The following is a 15,874-nucleotide window of genomic DNA, read 5'->3' on the forward strand; positions in this document are numbered from 1 at the left end:
CGAATTACCGATTTCTGTCCCACTCTCTTTTCTTTGTGTAGGCCCTATAAAGATTTGGCTTACACCGGTACGTCTACATCTCAAAACATTGGAGAGATAATAAACGAATATTCCTTTTTATTTTTTATAAATCAGGTTATTAGATGGAATATCAGATGATAACGAAAATAGTTTCGTAAATACAAAAAGACAAACGTCCAAATGCGACGTCTGTCTTCAAGCTTTTTTCTTTGTTTATGGTAAGATGGCAATGGCACGGACAGGTGAACCAGTTGCCTTGTCCCAGTGAGGGAAAGCGATCGAAATCAAAGCACCTACAGCTGGAACTTGGTCCAATTGGTTCAAGACTTCAACTTGGTAGATATTTTGTTCCAAGAGGTAGTATTCATTGACCAAGCCATGCTCTGCTGCTGGAATACCTGCATCGGTATCAAAGGTTTCATGACCCACAGCCTTAACATAGCGTTCATGAATCAAGAATTCCAAGGCTTCACGGCTCCATCCTGGACTTTGTTGAACACCATTTTCATCTAGGTTACGCATAGCATCTTGATCTGGCCAACGTTTTGACCAATCACTGCGGAAGGCAACAAAAGCACCCTCAGCAATTTGTCCATGCTCTGCCTCAAAGTCTAAGATATCTTGTTTGCTTAAGATAAAGTTTGGATTGGCTGCAACTTCTTTAGACTTGTCGATAACATAAAGTGGCAAAAGGAGATCTTTGAGGTCAATCTCATCCAACCAACGACCCCCTTCTACAAAGTGAATCGGTGCATCAATATGCGTTCCGTATTGACCAACCACTGTAAATTTTTGAACATGGAAGCCATCTTTTAATGTGAAAAGATCTTCTTGTTGCAAAGCAGGAAGGGCTGGGAAGTGTGGACTTTCCGCATTGATCTGGTGACTCAAGTCCACCCATTTTTTAGCTTGCAATTCTTTATAAATACTTAGTAAATCTGACATGTTTCTTCCTCCTTATTCGCCCCAAACTTCAGCGACAATTTCCTTAATCAAACCGATTTTTTTCCATTGGTCTTCTTCTGTCAAAATGTTTCCTTCTTCTGTCGAAGCAAAGCCACACTGAGTCGACAGGTAAAGATTTTCCAACGGTACATACTGACTTGCTTCTTTAATACGAGCAATCACTTCGTCCTTGTTCTCCAATTGACCACTCTTAGATGTCAAGAGGCCTAATACCACTCCTTTACCAGGGGTTACTTCTGCAAGTGGTTCAAAACCACCAGCCCGATCAGTATCAAACTCTAGGAAGTAAGCATTGACGGCTTCTTCTCCAAGGAGTTCTTTAGCAATCGGCGCATAACCACCTGATGAAGCCCAAGTGGAATGGAAGTTCCCACGACAAACGTGCGTATTGACGGTCAAACCAGCTGGAACATTTTGGTAGACATCGTTGTTAAAGGTCAAGAAGAGATCAGCGAGTTCTCGGCGAACCTCATCTTTTGACTTGCCTTGAGCTGCTCCCCAAGCCGTCAAGAAATTATCGTCTACCAAGACACCCCACGTACAGTCATCTACTTGAAGGGTCCGAAGTCCTGCATCATACAAATCTTGAATCACTTGAAGATAGGCTTGCTTGATGTCTTCACGAACAGCCGCAAAATCAGGATAGATGGTATTCAATTGTTCTACATGTTCTGCATCACGGATCAATTCAAAATAGAATTGCGCAGGTGCTGGAATGGTATATTTAGCCTCTACACCATCTACATCCGCCACAAGATCCCGCAAGAACTTGTAATGCTCTACAAATGGATGATTGGCTCCTGTGATTTTTCCAACGACAAGTGCTGAGTCCGCCTTGGTGGTTTCATCATGGAATTGATAGCCTTGAGCAGCTTGGACGTGATCAATGCCACCAAAGCCCCAGAAGAAATCCAAATGCCAATAAGCACGGCGGAATTCTCCATCTGTTACTGACTTCAGACCAGCAGCAATTTCTTTTTCAACGAGGTCACGAATCGCCTGATCTTCTACTTTTGTTAAGTCAGCCTGACTGATTTTTCCAGCTGCGAAATCTTCACGAGCCTGAACCAAGGTAGCTGGACGAAGAAATGAACCAACATGGTCAACGCGATAAGGTGCATGTGCATGTGTCAATATGAATCCCTCTTTCCTATAAGTTTTACATTAATTCATCAATGCAACCATTATAGCAGTCCAATACTTGATAAACAAGGGTTTGGGATAATCTAATATCTTTGATATCTATATAGCCTTAGACTATAACAAAAAAAGAAGTCCTTGAAGGACCCCTTTTCTTAATTTTTAAATGCATCGAGCATGACTTGGAACTCTTCGTTCGTGAGTGTAATGCCTTTTCCCATCTTTGTATGGTCGGGACTCCAGGTCCGGATATCATACTTAGCAGGAGCACCATTAAAACTCACACGGTTCAATTCTTTGGTCCAACCCTTGTCATTTTCTGACAAGACCAGTAAATGTTCTTCGATTTGGAATGAAAATTCTGCCATTTCACGACTCCTTTCTCGCCTTCTCATCTCTAATATTCGTAAATCATTTACAAAATCGTTGAAATTATCTATAATATATTGTATCAAGTTATGGAGAATTTAGCTATGAAAAAATTTCTCGAGATCGTTAAAGACCGAGCAAATGAATTTTTCAATGGAAAAGTCAGTACCCCTGCCCCATTAGAAGATGAGAGAATTATTGAAATCATTCAACAAGCATTGCGAAAAAAACAAGGGGTACATGTTATTTTTTCAAACAAGAGTTTTACAGGCGATATTGTCAAGTATGACCAAGAACGCCGACAACTGATCGTGAAAAATTTTAAAAAGAGTATGTCCACGATTATTCGGATTTCTGAGATCCAGAAAATCAGTTTGGTCCCCAATAACATTCGCATCGCCCAACAAAAAGGAGAGGTTTAACCCTCTCTTTTTTTGTTATACTCGAACAGTTTTACTTGCCCCATCTTTTGAGTAGAGATTGATTAAACCTTCCTGGCAAGAACGAATCATATCTCCTGGCTTGACTTCTTGTGGAACGGTGATCGTAAGAAGTTCCATCGGATTTGGTGCGCGATCAATCTTCACTCCATCCTTATCATGCAAGTCTTGGATCTGGCATTCAAAATGACGGAAGCCTGGTCCGTAGAATTCCACTTGGTCGCCTTCATTGATGACATTCCGTTGGCGAATCGTCGCAGTCATGGTAGATGGATCAAAGTCAACCACTTCTCCTACAAATTTGTATTGAGGAATCTTACGACGTGCCCCAAACAATTGTTCATTTTCAGTCGGTGTTTGGTAGTAGAATCCAGTTGCTAATTCACGTTGAGCAACCTTCCACAATTCATTGATCAAATCATCCTTGATGGCATAAAAGGCTTCTGGACTTTCCATATAGGCATCACAAGCTGCCTTGTAACAGTTGGCTACTGTTGATACGTAATGAACAGATTTCATCCGGCCTTCAATCTTCAAGCTATCAACCCCATTGTCAATCATGTCTGGAATATTTTCGATCATACACATGTCCACGGCTGACATAGAATATTCTTCCGGGACTTGTCCTTTGATACTCTTGCGTTCTTGGCCAAATGGCATATCGTAGAGATCGTATTTCCAACGGCAAGATTGAGAACAGCCACCACGGTTGGCATCCCGGTCAGACATGTGGTTAGAAAGGGTACAACGTCCGGAATAAGAAATACACATGGCTCCATGAACGAAGGCTTCGATCTCAAGATCGGTACGCTTACGGATCTCTGCCAACTCTTCCATGGATACCTCACGGGCCAAGACGACACGGGTCAAGCCATATTCTTTCCAGAAATGGAAGGTCTCCACATTGGTTGCAGAAGCTTGTGTAGACAAGTGAATATTGAGTCCAGGTGCATAGGTTGCACAGATTTCAATCAAGGCCGGGTCTGAAACGATCACGGCATCAAGGCCCATATCCCGTAATTCACGGAACCATTCACCAGCCCCTTGTTCATTTCCCTCATGGGTCACCATGTTTGAAGCGACGTGCACATCCACTCCACGGGCATGAGCATACTCAATTCCTTCACGAAGCTCATCCATGGTGAAGTTTCCGGCACGGCTACGCAAACCATAGGCTTGTCCACCAACGAACACAGCGTCTGCCCCATAATTAACGGCAACTTTTAATTTTTCTAATGTTCCAGCAGGTACCAAAACCTCTGGACGTTTTTTTGTATTTGTCATGTTTTCTCCAATTTACAAGATTGTCGATATGATGAATAGCCTCTTCGTTCCCTGAAAAAGGAAAACTCACAAACGAAGAAGCCCTAGTATTATTTGTTATTTTACACGATCTGGTTCATAATCATAGAAACCAGTATCCAAACCACGATTAGCTGGATGTAATTTGCGGATTTCTTCATCAAACAGATAGGCTTGATCCTGTGTAAATGTTCCATTTTGAATCAAATCACGGGCCTTGACAAAGTACTCTGTAATCTTGACAAAGTTTTCACCCGGACAGTAGACACCATCGAGTTTCCAATGATCAAAGCCATGTTCTACCAACTCAGACAATTTGGTCATCATATTCAAGTCATTATTTGAGAAGATATGGGTTCCATGTTTGTCTTCATAGACTGAATAATGGGAATTGGGATCTCCTGGTTCTGCTAAGAACAGATCGCGATCTTTGGTCACAGATTCTTCTGTCTTGATAAAGTTGTAATAATTCTGAAGAAGAGGTCGTTTCGAATGGTGGATAATGCTAGCACCATAGACCAAGACTTCTGCTGGAATCTGAAGATTCTCAGCCATTACGAATAATTCGGCAGATGGAATCTCACGAGCCAAAACAGCCTCAGAAGCTCCTGCTTGTTTTCCCCAGAAATTGATCTGGCGACTAGAAGTAACCATGGTTGATGCATCGTAGATGGTTTTGAATGGATAGCCATCTCGTTTCAAGACATAAAAAACGCCCGCATCTCCGACAGTAATATAATCAGCCTGAATTTCCTTTAGAAAATCTAGGAAAGGCTTGATTGAATCCATCATCGATTGGTGCATGAGTGCATTTACAGCTACTGTCAATTCTATACCAGCAGCATGGACCAGTTGGGCAATTCGATTTATTTCGTCATAGCTTAAAGTTTGAGGCAATCGTAATCCGTAGTCTTTTTCACCGACATAGATTCGGTCAACCCCTGCATCAATCAGGGCTTGCGCTTGCTCAACACTCTCTGCTGTTGCTGTAATAATAATATTTTTCATAGAACCATTATAACAAAAATTCCGATATTCTAGAAAAATTTATTCATTTTGTAAAATTTGTAACATTTTTGTAACATTTATATACCTGAATTCATGATAGAATAATAGAGTACTGTTAGGAGAGAGAAAATGCCCGTAAGAAATTTAAGACACTATAATGAAGAATTCGATTATATCGAATTAACCAAACAAACCCAAGAAACCCCTATTCAGGACTATGCTCCTGAAGTTGAACCCGCACCTCAATTAAGTGAATTGCTATATTTTTTAAATATCGCTATTTTCTGTGTGTTGACGGTTGTATTTAGTTTTGTCTTTTTAGCAACAAAAATGAATACTTTCTTTGCGTTTGCTTTAGCGATTGGTTCTAGCTTTGCTAGTATTCAAGGGTTCCGAATTTACTACAATAAACGAAAAAAATAAAAATCAGGTTCGCCTGATTTTTTTATTTACTCGAATTTTTTTAATTCCTAAGTTGTCAAATTAAGTTAGACTTTTCATGTAACTCAGAAAAAATTGGTATGGTGTTTGATAATTCAAAGGCTTCCTAGGAATTCTATAAGAATAAATACTTTTTATGAGTTAAAGTTATTCAATGATCTTTTGAAACTTTCCGCCGTGAGAAAAGTGCCTGAAACAATTATGTTTCAGGCACTCGGGAGTTTTGAAACTTTAGGTTCAAAACTAAGTCATGGAACTTCTTTGAAGTTCGCTGACGTCCGTACTCACTTAAGGAAAGTTTCTAAGATGAATTTATCTTCAATCTGAAAAGAGGCTCACTGAGCCTCATTTTTTATGCTTCTTTTGTTTCTTCTTCAGCTGCTTCTTCAGAATTTTTTTCATCCAATTCTAAAACGATGTCTTCTGATTCTGTTTGTTTGCGAATGGATTGAACCAAGTCATTGCCACTTAGATTTTCTTTTTGAAGTTTATCCTTAAATGAGTGATAGACTTCTTGAGATTTTTCAACCACATCTTGCGTCTTTTCTTTGACAGATTCCAAAACAGTTCCTGTCGTAATTTCTCCAGAACCAACTTTTTCTTTGGTTTGTTGGATCACTTCTGCTGCTTGTTTTGAAACATCCTTAGCAGTTTGTTTCACCGATTCATGTACTTCTTGAGGATCTTCTTGATAATCTTTTACGAAGCGCACCACTTTTTTAGTGACTTTCTTTCCTTGCTCTGTTGATAAATAGTAGGCTGCTGAAGCACCTGAAATCACACCAATTAATAAACTAGATAAACGTCCCATATTCTTCCTCGATTCTATTTAAATAATTTTGAAGCCATCTTAATCGCTTTTAATCCGATAGAGGCTTTCACTGTTTTTCCACCAGCTGACACTGCTTTGGAACCTAATTGACGGGCTTGATCATTCAAATCTGAAACAGACTCTGAAAGATCCGCTACGGCTGTAAAGAGTGGGTCAATCGTTGCAACTTTTTGATTCAAATCATCCGTTAAAACATTGACTTTTGCCAATAGATCATTGGTCTGATGCAAGGTGACATTGACATCTGATGTCAAAACTTGGATGGTTTTTTGCGTCTCATCTACAACTTTTCCAATCTTTGAGAGGAAAAAAATCATATAAATGACAAGCGCTACTAAGGCAAGGCCTAAGAGGCCGTAGGCAATTTCAATAAACATATATTACTCCTTTGCTTCTACATAATAAGGGGCTTTTTTGCGACGTTGGTAGATGATGATGGCGAGTCCAACTAGAATCAGGATCATCGACAACCACTGGGAAACACGTAAGCCCGCAAACATCAGGCTATCTGTCCGCATTCCTTCGATGATCATCCGACCAAATCCATACCAGATAAGGTAAAAGGCTGTGATCTCACCTTGCCGCAAAAATTGGGGCTTCCTCCGAAGAATCAAGATCAAGAGAAATCCTAGCAGATTCCAACTGGATTCATATAAGAAGGTTGGCTGACGGTAACTACCATCTATATACATTTGGTCTCGAATAAAAGAGGGCAGGTAGTTGAGACTTTTAACAGCAGCTCCATAAGCTTCCTGGTTAAAGAAGTTTCCCCAACGACCAATACTCTGTGCAATCATGACGCTTGGGGCCGCAATATCTAAAAAGTCGATCGGTTCAATCAAACGTCTACGAGAGAATAGATAGAGGACAAGAGCACCTGTCAAGAGGCCACCATAAATCGCGATTCCTCCGTTCCAGATCGCAAAAATCTCACCAAGGTGCTGGCTATAGTAGCCCCATTCGAAAATAACGTAATAGAGTCTGGCCCCCAAAATCGCAAGCGGAAAGGCGATCAAAATGAAATCAATGATAGCATCTGGATCAATTTTTTTACGGGGCGCTTCTTTCATGGAAAGATAAACAGCTAGAATCAAGCCAGAGACAATACAAATTGCATACCAACGAATACTGATCGGACCTAATTGAAGGGCTACTGGATTCATTCCTTCACCTCATTTTGACTAATCAACTGGGACAAACGTTCTTCAAAAGTTTTGGTAGCATCATAGCCCATTTCTTTGGCCCGAACATTCATAGCTGCTGCTTCGATCACGACCGAAATGTTCCGACCAGTCTTCACAGGGATGCGAATCCGAGGAATGGTCACGCCACCGATTTCCAACTCTTCTGCATTATTACCAAGACGATCATAAACTTGATCCTTAGCATAATTTTCCAAGTAAACGGCGATTTGGACTTGTGAAGAATCCTTGACAGCACTGGCGCCGTAGAGACTCATGACATCGATAATCCCGACACCACGGATCTCTAGTAAGTGGCGTAGGATTTCAGCTGGCTCTCCCCAAAGGGTCATCTCGTCTCTCGCATAGATATCGACTCGGTCATCAGCTACGAGGCGATGACCCCGTTTGACAAGTTCCAGACCTGTCTCGCTTTTTCCGATTCCGCTATCTCCTTGGATCAAGACACCCATCCCATAAATATCCATCAAGACACCGTGTACACTCGTACGTTCTGCTAGCCGACTATCCAAATAGCTAGAAAGCTCTCCAGATAAACGACTGGTCGCAACATTGCTCTTCAAAATAGCTAGTTGCTTCTCTTCAGCAGCACGCAACATTTCTTCTGGAATTTCTAAATTCCGCGCGACAATGATGACAGGTGTCTCTGGCTGGAACATCTTGCGCAGGACCTGATGACGGTTGTGAGAGCTCATCTTCACCAGGTAGGACCATTCTTTCATTCCTACAAGCTGAATCCGCTCAGGTGTGTAATAGTCGAAATAGCCCGTCATTTCAAGACCTGGACGTGAAATGTCCGCAGTCGTAATTTCCTTGCTCAAGAGTTTATCATCCCCATAAACAACCGATAGACGAAGCTTTTCCTGTAGATCGCGAACAGTAACTGCCATATCATTCTCCCTTTTCAAATTCTCTCTCTATTATAGCAGATTTTCTCTTCAGACGAGAGACTGAAGTGTCATTTGAAAGATCCATTTTCAACTCCTTTTTAAGGCAAGCAAAAAGAGGCCAAGACAAAGGTCTCCAACCTCTAGGAAATGATGGGAACATATGAAGAATGCTCTAGCCTTGGCCTTGCAAGAAATCTTTGATCATAGATTTGATTCCGGTAGAGACCGCATAGACCACCGCATTTGAAGGAAATGCGATCAAGCCTAGCATAAAGGTGGTAGGTCCTCCCCCCCAGCAAGGACAAAACCAGATACAAAATCGGAAGAAATAAAATCGAAAACCGATAAATTTGTGGTTTTCTAGCCATTTCTGTTGGCAGAAACAAGAGGTAGAAGAGACTATTCCAAATGCCCAGTGGAAAAAGGAGCATTCCGATCAAAACTGTTCCAACTCCTTCGCCAAAAAAACGATTTAAAATGAAAAACTGTCCTATAAAACTGAAGAAGAGATATAGAATAAAAGCAAGGGAATAGAACTTCTGCTTCACTCAAATCTCCTTTTAGAAGAACGGACTATCATTCTGATCATGGATGGGTTCGGCCTCTTTTCTTCGACGAGGTCGAGGGCCATAGTCAAACATTTCCTGCTCCTCCTCGTCCTTATAAGGCAAGGTCGTATCTAACAGTAAATAGATAATCACACCGATAAAGGCATGAGAAACCGTAAAAAGAATAAACAAGAAGCGTAGGAGAGTTACACTAAGACCAAATTTATCGGCTAAGCCAGCTAGCACACCTGAAACCAGGCGATGTCGTTTTAATTTGTAAAATGATGATGTCATTTGATTTTCCTCTTTCTAGTTAGACCTATTTTAGCAGAGTCGAACTGGAAAGAGATCCGCCTAAAGACCGATTCTTACTCTTGTCTCATTTCAAGGAATTGCAGGCGGCTGTGACAGCGACCGCAGGCATATTTCTTCAGATCGATTTTTCGCTTTCGTCTATACTCTTGGCCACAACGGGGACATTGATAGAGATAGATCCGCTTGACTCGCCCAGCTCTATCTGGTAGAGGAGGTGTGAAACGAAGACCGTCCACTTGCTGGAGGAGTTGCTTAAAGTCTAGATCTTTGTGGCAATAGCCTTTACCTTGATCGTAAAGATGGTAGTGGCAGAGCTCGTGGCGGACGATTTTGCGAAAGACCTCTAACCCGAAAGCTTGGTATATTTTCGGATTAAAATCAAGGTGTCGATCCTTGGGAAAGAAACGACCTCCAGTGGTTTGAAGACGTGAATTCCACTCTGCTTGATGACGGAATTCTCTCCCAAAATCTTCCAGGGATACTTGACGCACATACTCAGTCAGATTCATTCGGAGCTACCAAACTGAGATTGACTTTTTCGCGTTCCACATCAATCTTCTTCACCCAGACGGTTACCAAATCACCTACTGAGACGACCTGGCTTGGATGCTTAATAAACTGCTTGCTCATATGGGAGATATGAATCAAGCCATCTTCGTGAATGCCAATATCGACAAAGGCTCCAAAGTCAACCACATTGCGCACAATCCCTTCTAATTTTTGGCCTATATGGAGGTCTTTAATATCCAAGACATCCTGACGGAGCACGGGTGCATCAAAGGAATCCCGCAAATCGCGTCCTGGTTTTAGGAGATCGGCAATAATATCTTTCAGGGTTTCTGGTCCCAGATCCAGCTGAGTAGACATCTCCTCGATGTTCACAGCTTTTAATTTTTCCTGAGCGGATGCATCGAGTTCGGTAATTTCAAGAAGTTGAAAAAGTTTTTCAACTTCCTTGTAACTTTCAGGGTGAACGCCGGTATTGTCCAAGATGTTTTTACTTTCAGGGATGCGTAAGAATCCAGCAGCCTGCTCGAAAGCCTTGGCGCCGAGGCGAGGGACTTTTTTAATCTGTGCTCGTGAAAGAATCATTCCTTCTTCTTCCCGGTATTTCACAATATTTTCAGAGATGGTCTTATTGAGTCCTGCTACATGGGCTAAGAGAGAGGGACTAGCCGTATTGATATTGACCCCAACTTGGTTGACGACAGTATCTACCACGAAATCCAAGCTTTCTGTCAGTTTTTTCTGATTGACATCGTGTTGGTATTGACCGACACCGATGGATTTGGCATCGATTTTCACCAATTCTGCTAGCGGATCTTGCAAGCGACGGGCAATGGAGATGGCCGAGCGTTTTTCAACGGTTAGCTCTGGGAACTCATGACGGGCCAACTCACTAGCTGAATAGACAGAGGCTCCGCTTTCATTGACAATAACATAGCGAACTCCTGGATGGTCATGAAGCACCTCTGCGACAAAGGCCTCACTTTCACGGCTGGCGGTTCCATTTCCAATCGCAATAATTTCTATTCCGAACTCTTTGATCAAGGAGGATAGATCCTTTTTAGCCTGCTCGATCTGAGCTGGTTTTGCAGGAGCAACTGGATAGATGACCTGGGTGGCAAGCATCTTTCCTGTCTCATCGACAACAGCTAGTTTAGCACCGGTCCGAAAGGCTGGGTCAAATCCAAGGACCACGCGCCCTTTTAATGGAGGAATGAGCAATAGATTCCGTAGATTTTCAGAGAACAATTGAATGGCTCCGTCTTCTGCCACCTCCGTTAACTCTGTCCGAATCCGACGTTCAATCGCAGGAACGATTTTTTTCTTAACCGCTTGTTGAATAACCTCATCGACATAGGCATTTTTAGTTTTAAAACGAGCCTCAAAAATACGAATGATTCGATCCAGTTGGTGCTCGAATCCGACTTTGAGAACGCCCAATTTTTCCCCACGATTGAGAGCTAGAGTCCGGTAGCCTTGCATATTCTTGATCTTCTCAGAAAAATCATAGTAGATTTCAAAGGTTCTCTTAGGATCTAAGCTTTCATCCTTCAAGGTTGACGTTATGAGGGAATGCCCATGAATTTCTTGATAGGTGAGGGCCCGTAATTGGGTATCCTCTGAAATAGCTTCTACCAGAATATCCACTGCACCAGCTAAAGCTGCGGTTTCAGTTGGGAAGGCCTCACAGGTAAATTTCTGAGCCTCTGCTTCCAAGTCTGGACTATTTTGCAAAATGAGACGTGCCAAGGGGAAAAGTCCTGCTTCTCGTGCAATCGTCGCCTTGGTCCGCCGTTTTTCCTTATATGGGAGATAGAGCTCTTCGACATCCGCTAATTTTTCAGCAGCCTCAATAGCCTGCTTGAGCGCCTCTGTCAGTTTGCCCTGTTCCTCAATCTTAGCAAGGACAGTTTCCTTTCGTTCGGCTAGAGTCGTTAAGGATTTGTCCCGGTCAATAATGGCCTTGATCGCTACTTCATCTAAATTTCCCGTCATATCTTTTCGATAGCGGGCAATGAAAGGAATAGTTGAGCCTTCTGCGGTCAGACTCAATACGGTATCGATTTGTTTTAAGCTAACACCCAATTCTTGGGCTATTTTTTCATATTTATCCATAGCCTCTATTATAGCATATTTTGCTGCCATCAAGGGTGAGAGCGCCTCTTCTGGTCTCTGTTTCAGGGATTTTTCAGAGAATAATTTTGACCCTATGGTTCTTTCCTTTTATGCTCCATTTCCCCCTTGCTCTTTCCTTTTTGTTATAATGAAAGAAAATAAAAAGGAGGCCCAACAATGGCTATTAAATTCTCAAAAACAGATGATCTTGATAAAATGTTTGAAAATTTTGCGAGTTTTCCGGATGTAGAAAAGAAAGTAGAATTTCCTGAAGAAAAAAAGAAGGCAGAAACTGCTACAACTAAAGAAGCAAAGAAGGTTAAGTAATGACATTCTTTCAACACCTTCCCTCTAGCGTCTTGCAGGCTGGGGCTATTTTTCTCTCGATTATTATCGAAGCCCTACCGTTTGTCCTAATCGGAAGTATCATTTCAGGGATTATTGAGGTCTATATCACCCCCGAGAGGGTCTACCGCTTTCTTCCCAAAAATAAATTTGGGCGGATCTTCTTTGGGACCTTTATCGGCTTTATCTTTCCTTCCTGTGAATGTGGAATTGTTCCCATTATCAATCGCTTTCTAGAAAAGAAAGTTCCAAGTTATACTGCTGTTCCCTTTTTGGTGACAGCACCGGTCATCAATCCTATCGTTCTCTTTGCGACCTACTCAGCCTTTGGGAATTCTGTCAAGATGGCCCTCTACCGCGCCCTTGGTTCCCTACTGGTCGCAACGGTGCTAGGGATCTTTCTTGGTTTTATTCAGACAGATTCGATCCAAAAAGAACATCGTAAGGCTGTACATGAACATGATTTTAGGGACTTGAGCAAAGGTCAAAAGCTCTTCCAAGTCTTGGTGCAGGCGATTGATGAATTCTTTGATACGGGACGCTACCTGGTATTTGGTTGCCTCTTTGCTAGCCTCGTCCAAGTCTATGTCCCAACACGGATCCTCACTTCGATCAGTGCGACACCGGTTATTGCTATTCTCCTTCTCATGGTCTTGTCCTTCCTCCTCTCACTTTGTAGCGAGGCGGACGCCTTTGTTGGATCCTCTCTTCTAACAAGTTTTGGAGTAGCGCCTGTTCTTGCCTTTCTAGTGATTGGGCCTATGCTTGATGTCAAAAATCTCCTCATGATGAAAAATTATCTCAAGACCCGTTTCATCTGGCAATTTATTGGAATTGTGAGTGGAGTTGTGCTCCTTTATGCTTGGTTTGTGGGGGTAGTGCTATGATTCGTTTCTTGATATTAGCTGGCTATTTTGAGCTCACCATGTACCTGCAATTATCTGGTAAGCTCAATCAATACATCAACTTACACTATTCTTACTTGGCTTATATTTCCATGTTCTTGTCCTTTGTTTTAGCTCTTGTGCAGCTAATCATCTGGGTCAAGCAGATGAAGATCCACAGTCATCTCTCTAGCTTCTGGGCAAAAGTGGCGAGTATCTTCTTGCTCTGTATTCCTTTGTTTGTCGGGCTATTTTTCCCTACAGTGACACTGGATTCCCAAACAGTCTCTGCCAAAGGCTACCACTTCCCGGTTGCGGCTGGTTCTTCCAAGGAAATCCAGCAGGACGAAGGAACAACAACCCAGTATCTCAAACCAGATACTAGTAGCTATTTTACCAAGTCAGCCTATGAGTCAGAAATGAAGCAGGCGGCAAAGAAATATGTTGATAAAAAAGTGATCCAGGTGACCACTGAGAATTACATGGAAGTCATGGAAGTGATTTATGATTATCCTGACCAATTCGCAGGAAAGACGATCGAGTTGACCGGTTTTGTATACAATGACCCCAATAACAAGGACAGCCAATTCCTCTTTCGCTTTGGGATCATCCACTGTATCGCAGATTCCGGAGTTTACGGTCTCTTAACGACGGGTGCTCCGCAGCATTTCGAAAACAATACCTGGATCCATGCGAAAGGAACCTTGTCCATTGAATACCACAAGCAGCTCAAGCAAAACTTGCCTGTCCTTCACATTAGCGATTGCCAGACCATTACGAAACCTGCCAATCCATATGTCTACCGCGTATTCTGATGGAGCTTCCGTTGTAGATCAAAACATCTTATAACTGTTCAAGCTAGAATCCACATTGATTCTAGCTTTTTCTATGCTTTCCTCTCTAATCCTCTAATCCAAGCGGAAAATATTCTGAACAACGATTCCATCAAAGAAATCTTGTAGATTTTATGGTAAAATATGGTTAATAAAATAGGAAATAGGTACTTAAATGTCTTCAAAAGTTATTGTAACCATTTTCGGGGCCAGTGGAGATTTAGCCAAGCGCAAACTCTACCCATCCCTTTTTAGACTCTATAAATCAGGAAATCTATCTGAAAACTTTGCGGTTATCGGAACAGCCCGCAGACCATGGAGCAAGGAATACTTTGAATCGGTCGTGGTAGAATCCATTACAGATCTCGCAGATAGCCCTCAACAAGCTCAAGAATTCGCTAGTCATTTCTACTACCAAAGCCACGATGTCAATGATACCGAACATTACATCGCCCTGCGTGAATTGCAAAATAGCTTGGATGAAAAATACCAAACGGAACACAACAAGGTCTTCTTCTTGTCCATGGCTCCTCAATTTTTTGGAACCATTGCCAAACACCTCAAATCAGAAGGCATTGTGGATGGGCAAGGCTTTGAGCGCTTGATCGTTGAAAAACCTTTCGGTACAGACCTAGAAACGGCTAGTCAGCTCAACAAGGAATTGGAAGAAACCTTTGATGAAGAACAAATCTTCCGGATCGACCATTACCTTGGAAAAGAAATGATCCAAAATATCTTTGCCATTCGTTTCGGAAATCTTATTTTTGATAACCTTTGGAACCGAGATTTTATTGACAATATCCAAATTACCTTTGCTGAACGCTTGGGGGTTGAAGAACGCGGTGGCTACTATGATCACTCGGGGGCCCTTCGAGATATGGTGCAAAACCATACCCTTCAGCTTTTGTCATTGCTTGCCATGGATAAACCAGCTACCTTTACCAAGGATGCAATTCGGGCAGAAAAGGTTAAAGTTTTTGAGCAATTGCACAATCCAACAGATGACGAATTAAAGAAATTCTTTATCCGTGGTCAATACCATTCAGGTACGATCGAAGGGAAAAAAGATATCTCTTATCGCAGTGAGCCAAATGTCGACCCTGAATCTACTACGGAGACCTATGCTTCTGGTGCGTTCTTTGTTGATAGTGAGCGCTTCCGCGGTGTGCCTTTCTTCTTCCGTACCGGAAAACGCTTGACCCAAAAAGGAACCATGGTCAATGTGGTTTTCAAGCAAACCGACTCCATCTTTGGACATAGCTTGCAACCAAATATCTTGACCATTTATATCCAACCAAACGAAGGTTTCTCATTGAGTATCAACGGAAAAGAGGTCGGAGAAAAATTCAGTATCGCACCGATTTCCTTTTCTTACGAAACAGATGCGACCGCAACTGGGGCTTCACCAGAGCCTTATGAAAAATTAATTTTCGACGTTTTGAACAATGACTCAACCAATTACAGCCACTGGCACGAAGTCCGTGCTTCATGGCAATTGATTGACCGGATTGAAAAACTATGGGCTGAAAATGGAGCTCCGCTCTATGAATACAAGTCAGGATCCATGGGACCAACTGCATCCGATGATCTCCTTGCAGAATACGGAGCTGAATGGGTTTGGAAACCTGAACCTAAGAATTAAGGAAAGCCACCTTCTGGTGGTTTTTTTGATAGCGCAAGGAAACAAAAAGACAAATTGTTCTTCCAACAATTTGT

18 protein-coding genes are annotated in these 15,874 nt (G+C 42.1%); 6 read left to right on the forward strand and 12 right to left on the reverse strand.

Features of this window, described 5'->3' with window-relative positions:
• Positions 1-234: 234 nt before the first annotated feature.
• The 3 genes from HMPREF2893_RS05770 to HMPREF2893_RS05780 form a co-directional block, all read right to left on the reverse strand.
• On the reverse strand, positions 235-966 hold the full coding sequence (locus tag HMPREF2893_RS05770; protein WP_070674965.1) for a cyclase family protein: 732 nt from the start codon (positions 964-966) through the stop codon (positions 235-237).
• A gap of 12 nt (positions 967-978) precedes the next feature.
• On the reverse strand, positions 979-2,121 hold the full coding sequence (locus HMPREF2893_RS05775; RefSeq protein ID WP_070674968.1) for a 5-methyltetrahydropteroyltriglutamate--homocysteine S-methyltransferase: 1,143 nt from the start codon (positions 2,119-2,121) through the stop codon (positions 979-981).
• 161 nt (positions 2,122-2,282) lie between these two features.
• Complete coding sequence (locus HMPREF2893_RS05780; RefSeq protein ID WP_003002541.1) at positions 2,283-2,495, reverse strand: YdbC family protein; 213 nt, start codon at positions 2,493-2,495, stop codon at positions 2,283-2,285.
• Between the two features lie 90 nt (positions 2,496-2,585).
• On the opposite strand from HMPREF2893_RS05780, the gene HMPREF2893_RS05785 reads away from it, so the two are divergent.
• Positions 2,586-2,918 carry a hypothetical protein gene (locus HMPREF2893_RS05785; RefSeq protein WP_013903885.1) on the forward strand — a complete coding sequence of 111 codons (333 nt, stop codon included), beginning with the start codon at positions 2,586-2,588 and terminating at the stop codon, positions 2,916-2,918.
• A gap of 15 nt (positions 2,919-2,933) precedes the next feature.
• On the opposite strand, the gene HMPREF2893_RS05790 is transcribed toward HMPREF2893_RS05785, so the two are convergent.
• Both HMPREF2893_RS05790 and HMPREF2893_RS05795 read right to left on the reverse strand, forming a co-directional pair.
• On the reverse strand, positions 2,934-4,220 hold the full coding sequence (locus HMPREF2893_RS05790; RefSeq protein ID WP_003002878.1) for a peptidase U32 family protein: 1,287 nt from the start codon (positions 4,218-4,220) through the stop codon (positions 2,934-2,936).
• A gap of 96 nt (positions 4,221-4,316) precedes the next feature.
• Positions 4,317-5,246: a peptidase U32 family protein gene (locus tag HMPREF2893_RS05795; RefSeq protein WP_024055224.1), complete on the reverse strand. Its 930-nt coding sequence runs from the start codon at positions 5,244-5,246 to the stop codon at positions 4,317-4,319.
• A gap of 129 nt (positions 5,247-5,375) precedes the next feature.
• Between HMPREF2893_RS05795 and HMPREF2893_RS05800 the strand changes: the two genes are divergently transcribed.
• Positions 5,376-5,669, forward strand: a complete 294-nt coding sequence (locus HMPREF2893_RS05800; RefSeq protein WP_045759686.1) for a DUF3270 family protein — start codon at positions 5,376-5,378, stop codon at positions 5,667-5,669.
• A gap of 370 nt (positions 5,670-6,039) precedes the next feature.
• Here HMPREF2893_RS05800 and HMPREF2893_RS05805 read toward each other — a convergent pair whose 3' ends face one another.
• The 7 genes from HMPREF2893_RS05805 to HMPREF2893_RS05845 form a co-directional block, all read right to left on the reverse strand.
• Positions 6,040-6,498: a YtxH domain-containing protein gene (locus HMPREF2893_RS05805; protein WP_070674971.1), complete on the reverse strand. Its 459-nt coding sequence runs from the start codon at positions 6,496-6,498 to the stop codon at positions 6,040-6,042.
• Between the two features lie 14 nt (positions 6,499-6,512).
• Entirely contained in the window at positions 6,513-6,896 is a 384-nt protein-coding gene (locus tag HMPREF2893_RS05810; RefSeq protein WP_031573975.1) for a DUF948 domain-containing protein, read from the reverse strand.
• 3 nt (positions 6,897-6,899) lie between these two features.
• Positions 6,900-7,682 (reverse strand): prolipoprotein diacylglyceryl transferase, encoded by a 783-nt coding sequence (lgt, locus tag HMPREF2893_RS05815; RefSeq protein ID WP_049507436.1) that lies wholly within the window; start codon positions 7,680-7,682, stop codon positions 6,900-6,902.
• Positions 7,679-8,611, reverse strand: a complete 933-nt coding sequence (hprK, locus tag HMPREF2893_RS05820; protein WP_021153591.1) for an HPr(Ser) kinase/phosphatase — start codon at positions 8,609-8,611, stop codon at positions 7,679-7,681. Before hprK ends, lgt begins: the two co-directional genes overlap by 4 nt.
• Before the next feature lie 560 nt (positions 8,612-9,171).
• Positions 9,172-9,453 carry a PspC domain-containing protein gene (locus HMPREF2893_RS05835; RefSeq protein WP_003005023.1) on the reverse strand — a complete coding sequence of 94 codons (282 nt, stop codon included), beginning with the start codon at positions 9,451-9,453 and terminating at the stop codon, positions 9,172-9,174.
• Positions 9,454-9,527: 74 nt separating this feature from the next.
• Entirely contained in the window at positions 9,528-9,983 is a 456-nt protein-coding gene (locus HMPREF2893_RS05840; RefSeq protein ID WP_070674975.1) for a SprT family protein, read from the reverse strand.
• Positions 9,970-12,126: a Tex family protein gene (locus tag HMPREF2893_RS05845; protein ID WP_398577638.1), complete on the reverse strand. Its 2,157-nt coding sequence runs from the start codon at positions 12,124-12,126 to the stop codon at positions 9,970-9,972. The genes HMPREF2893_RS05840 and HMPREF2893_RS05845 overlap by 14 nt, the downstream gene beginning before the upstream one ends.
• A gap of 147 nt (positions 12,127-12,273) precedes the next feature.
• Between HMPREF2893_RS05845 and HMPREF2893_RS11085 the strand changes: the two genes are divergently transcribed.
• From HMPREF2893_RS11085 to zwf, 4 genes are all read left to right on the forward strand, one after another.
• Complete coding sequence (locus HMPREF2893_RS11085) at positions 12,274-12,423, forward strand: SPJ_0845 family protein (protein WP_023918704.1); 150 nt, start codon at positions 12,274-12,276, stop codon at positions 12,421-12,423.
• Positions 12,423-13,328 carry a permease gene (locus tag HMPREF2893_RS05850; RefSeq protein WP_014713646.1) on the forward strand — a complete coding sequence of 302 codons (906 nt, stop codon included), beginning with the start codon at positions 12,423-12,425 and terminating at the stop codon, positions 13,326-13,328. Before HMPREF2893_RS11085 ends, HMPREF2893_RS05850 begins: the two co-directional genes overlap by 1 nt.
• Positions 13,325-14,140: a TIGR03943 family putative permease subunit gene (locus tag HMPREF2893_RS05855; RefSeq protein WP_070674981.1), complete on the forward strand. Its 816-nt coding sequence runs from the start codon at positions 13,325-13,327 to the stop codon at positions 14,138-14,140. Before HMPREF2893_RS05850 ends, HMPREF2893_RS05855 begins: the two co-directional genes overlap by 4 nt.
• Positions 14,141-14,333: 193 nt before the next feature.
• Positions 14,334-15,800, forward strand: coding sequence for a glucose-6-phosphate dehydrogenase (gene zwf, locus HMPREF2893_RS05860; protein WP_070674984.1), 1,467 nt, complete (start codon positions 14,334-14,336; stop codon positions 15,798-15,800).
• Positions 15,801-15,874 lie beyond the last annotated feature (74 nt).

The sequence above is a fragment of the Streptococcus sp. HMSC072C09 genome, assembly GCF_001813105.1.
GTDB lineage: Bacteria > Bacillota > Bacilli > Lactobacillales > Streptococcaceae > Streptococcus.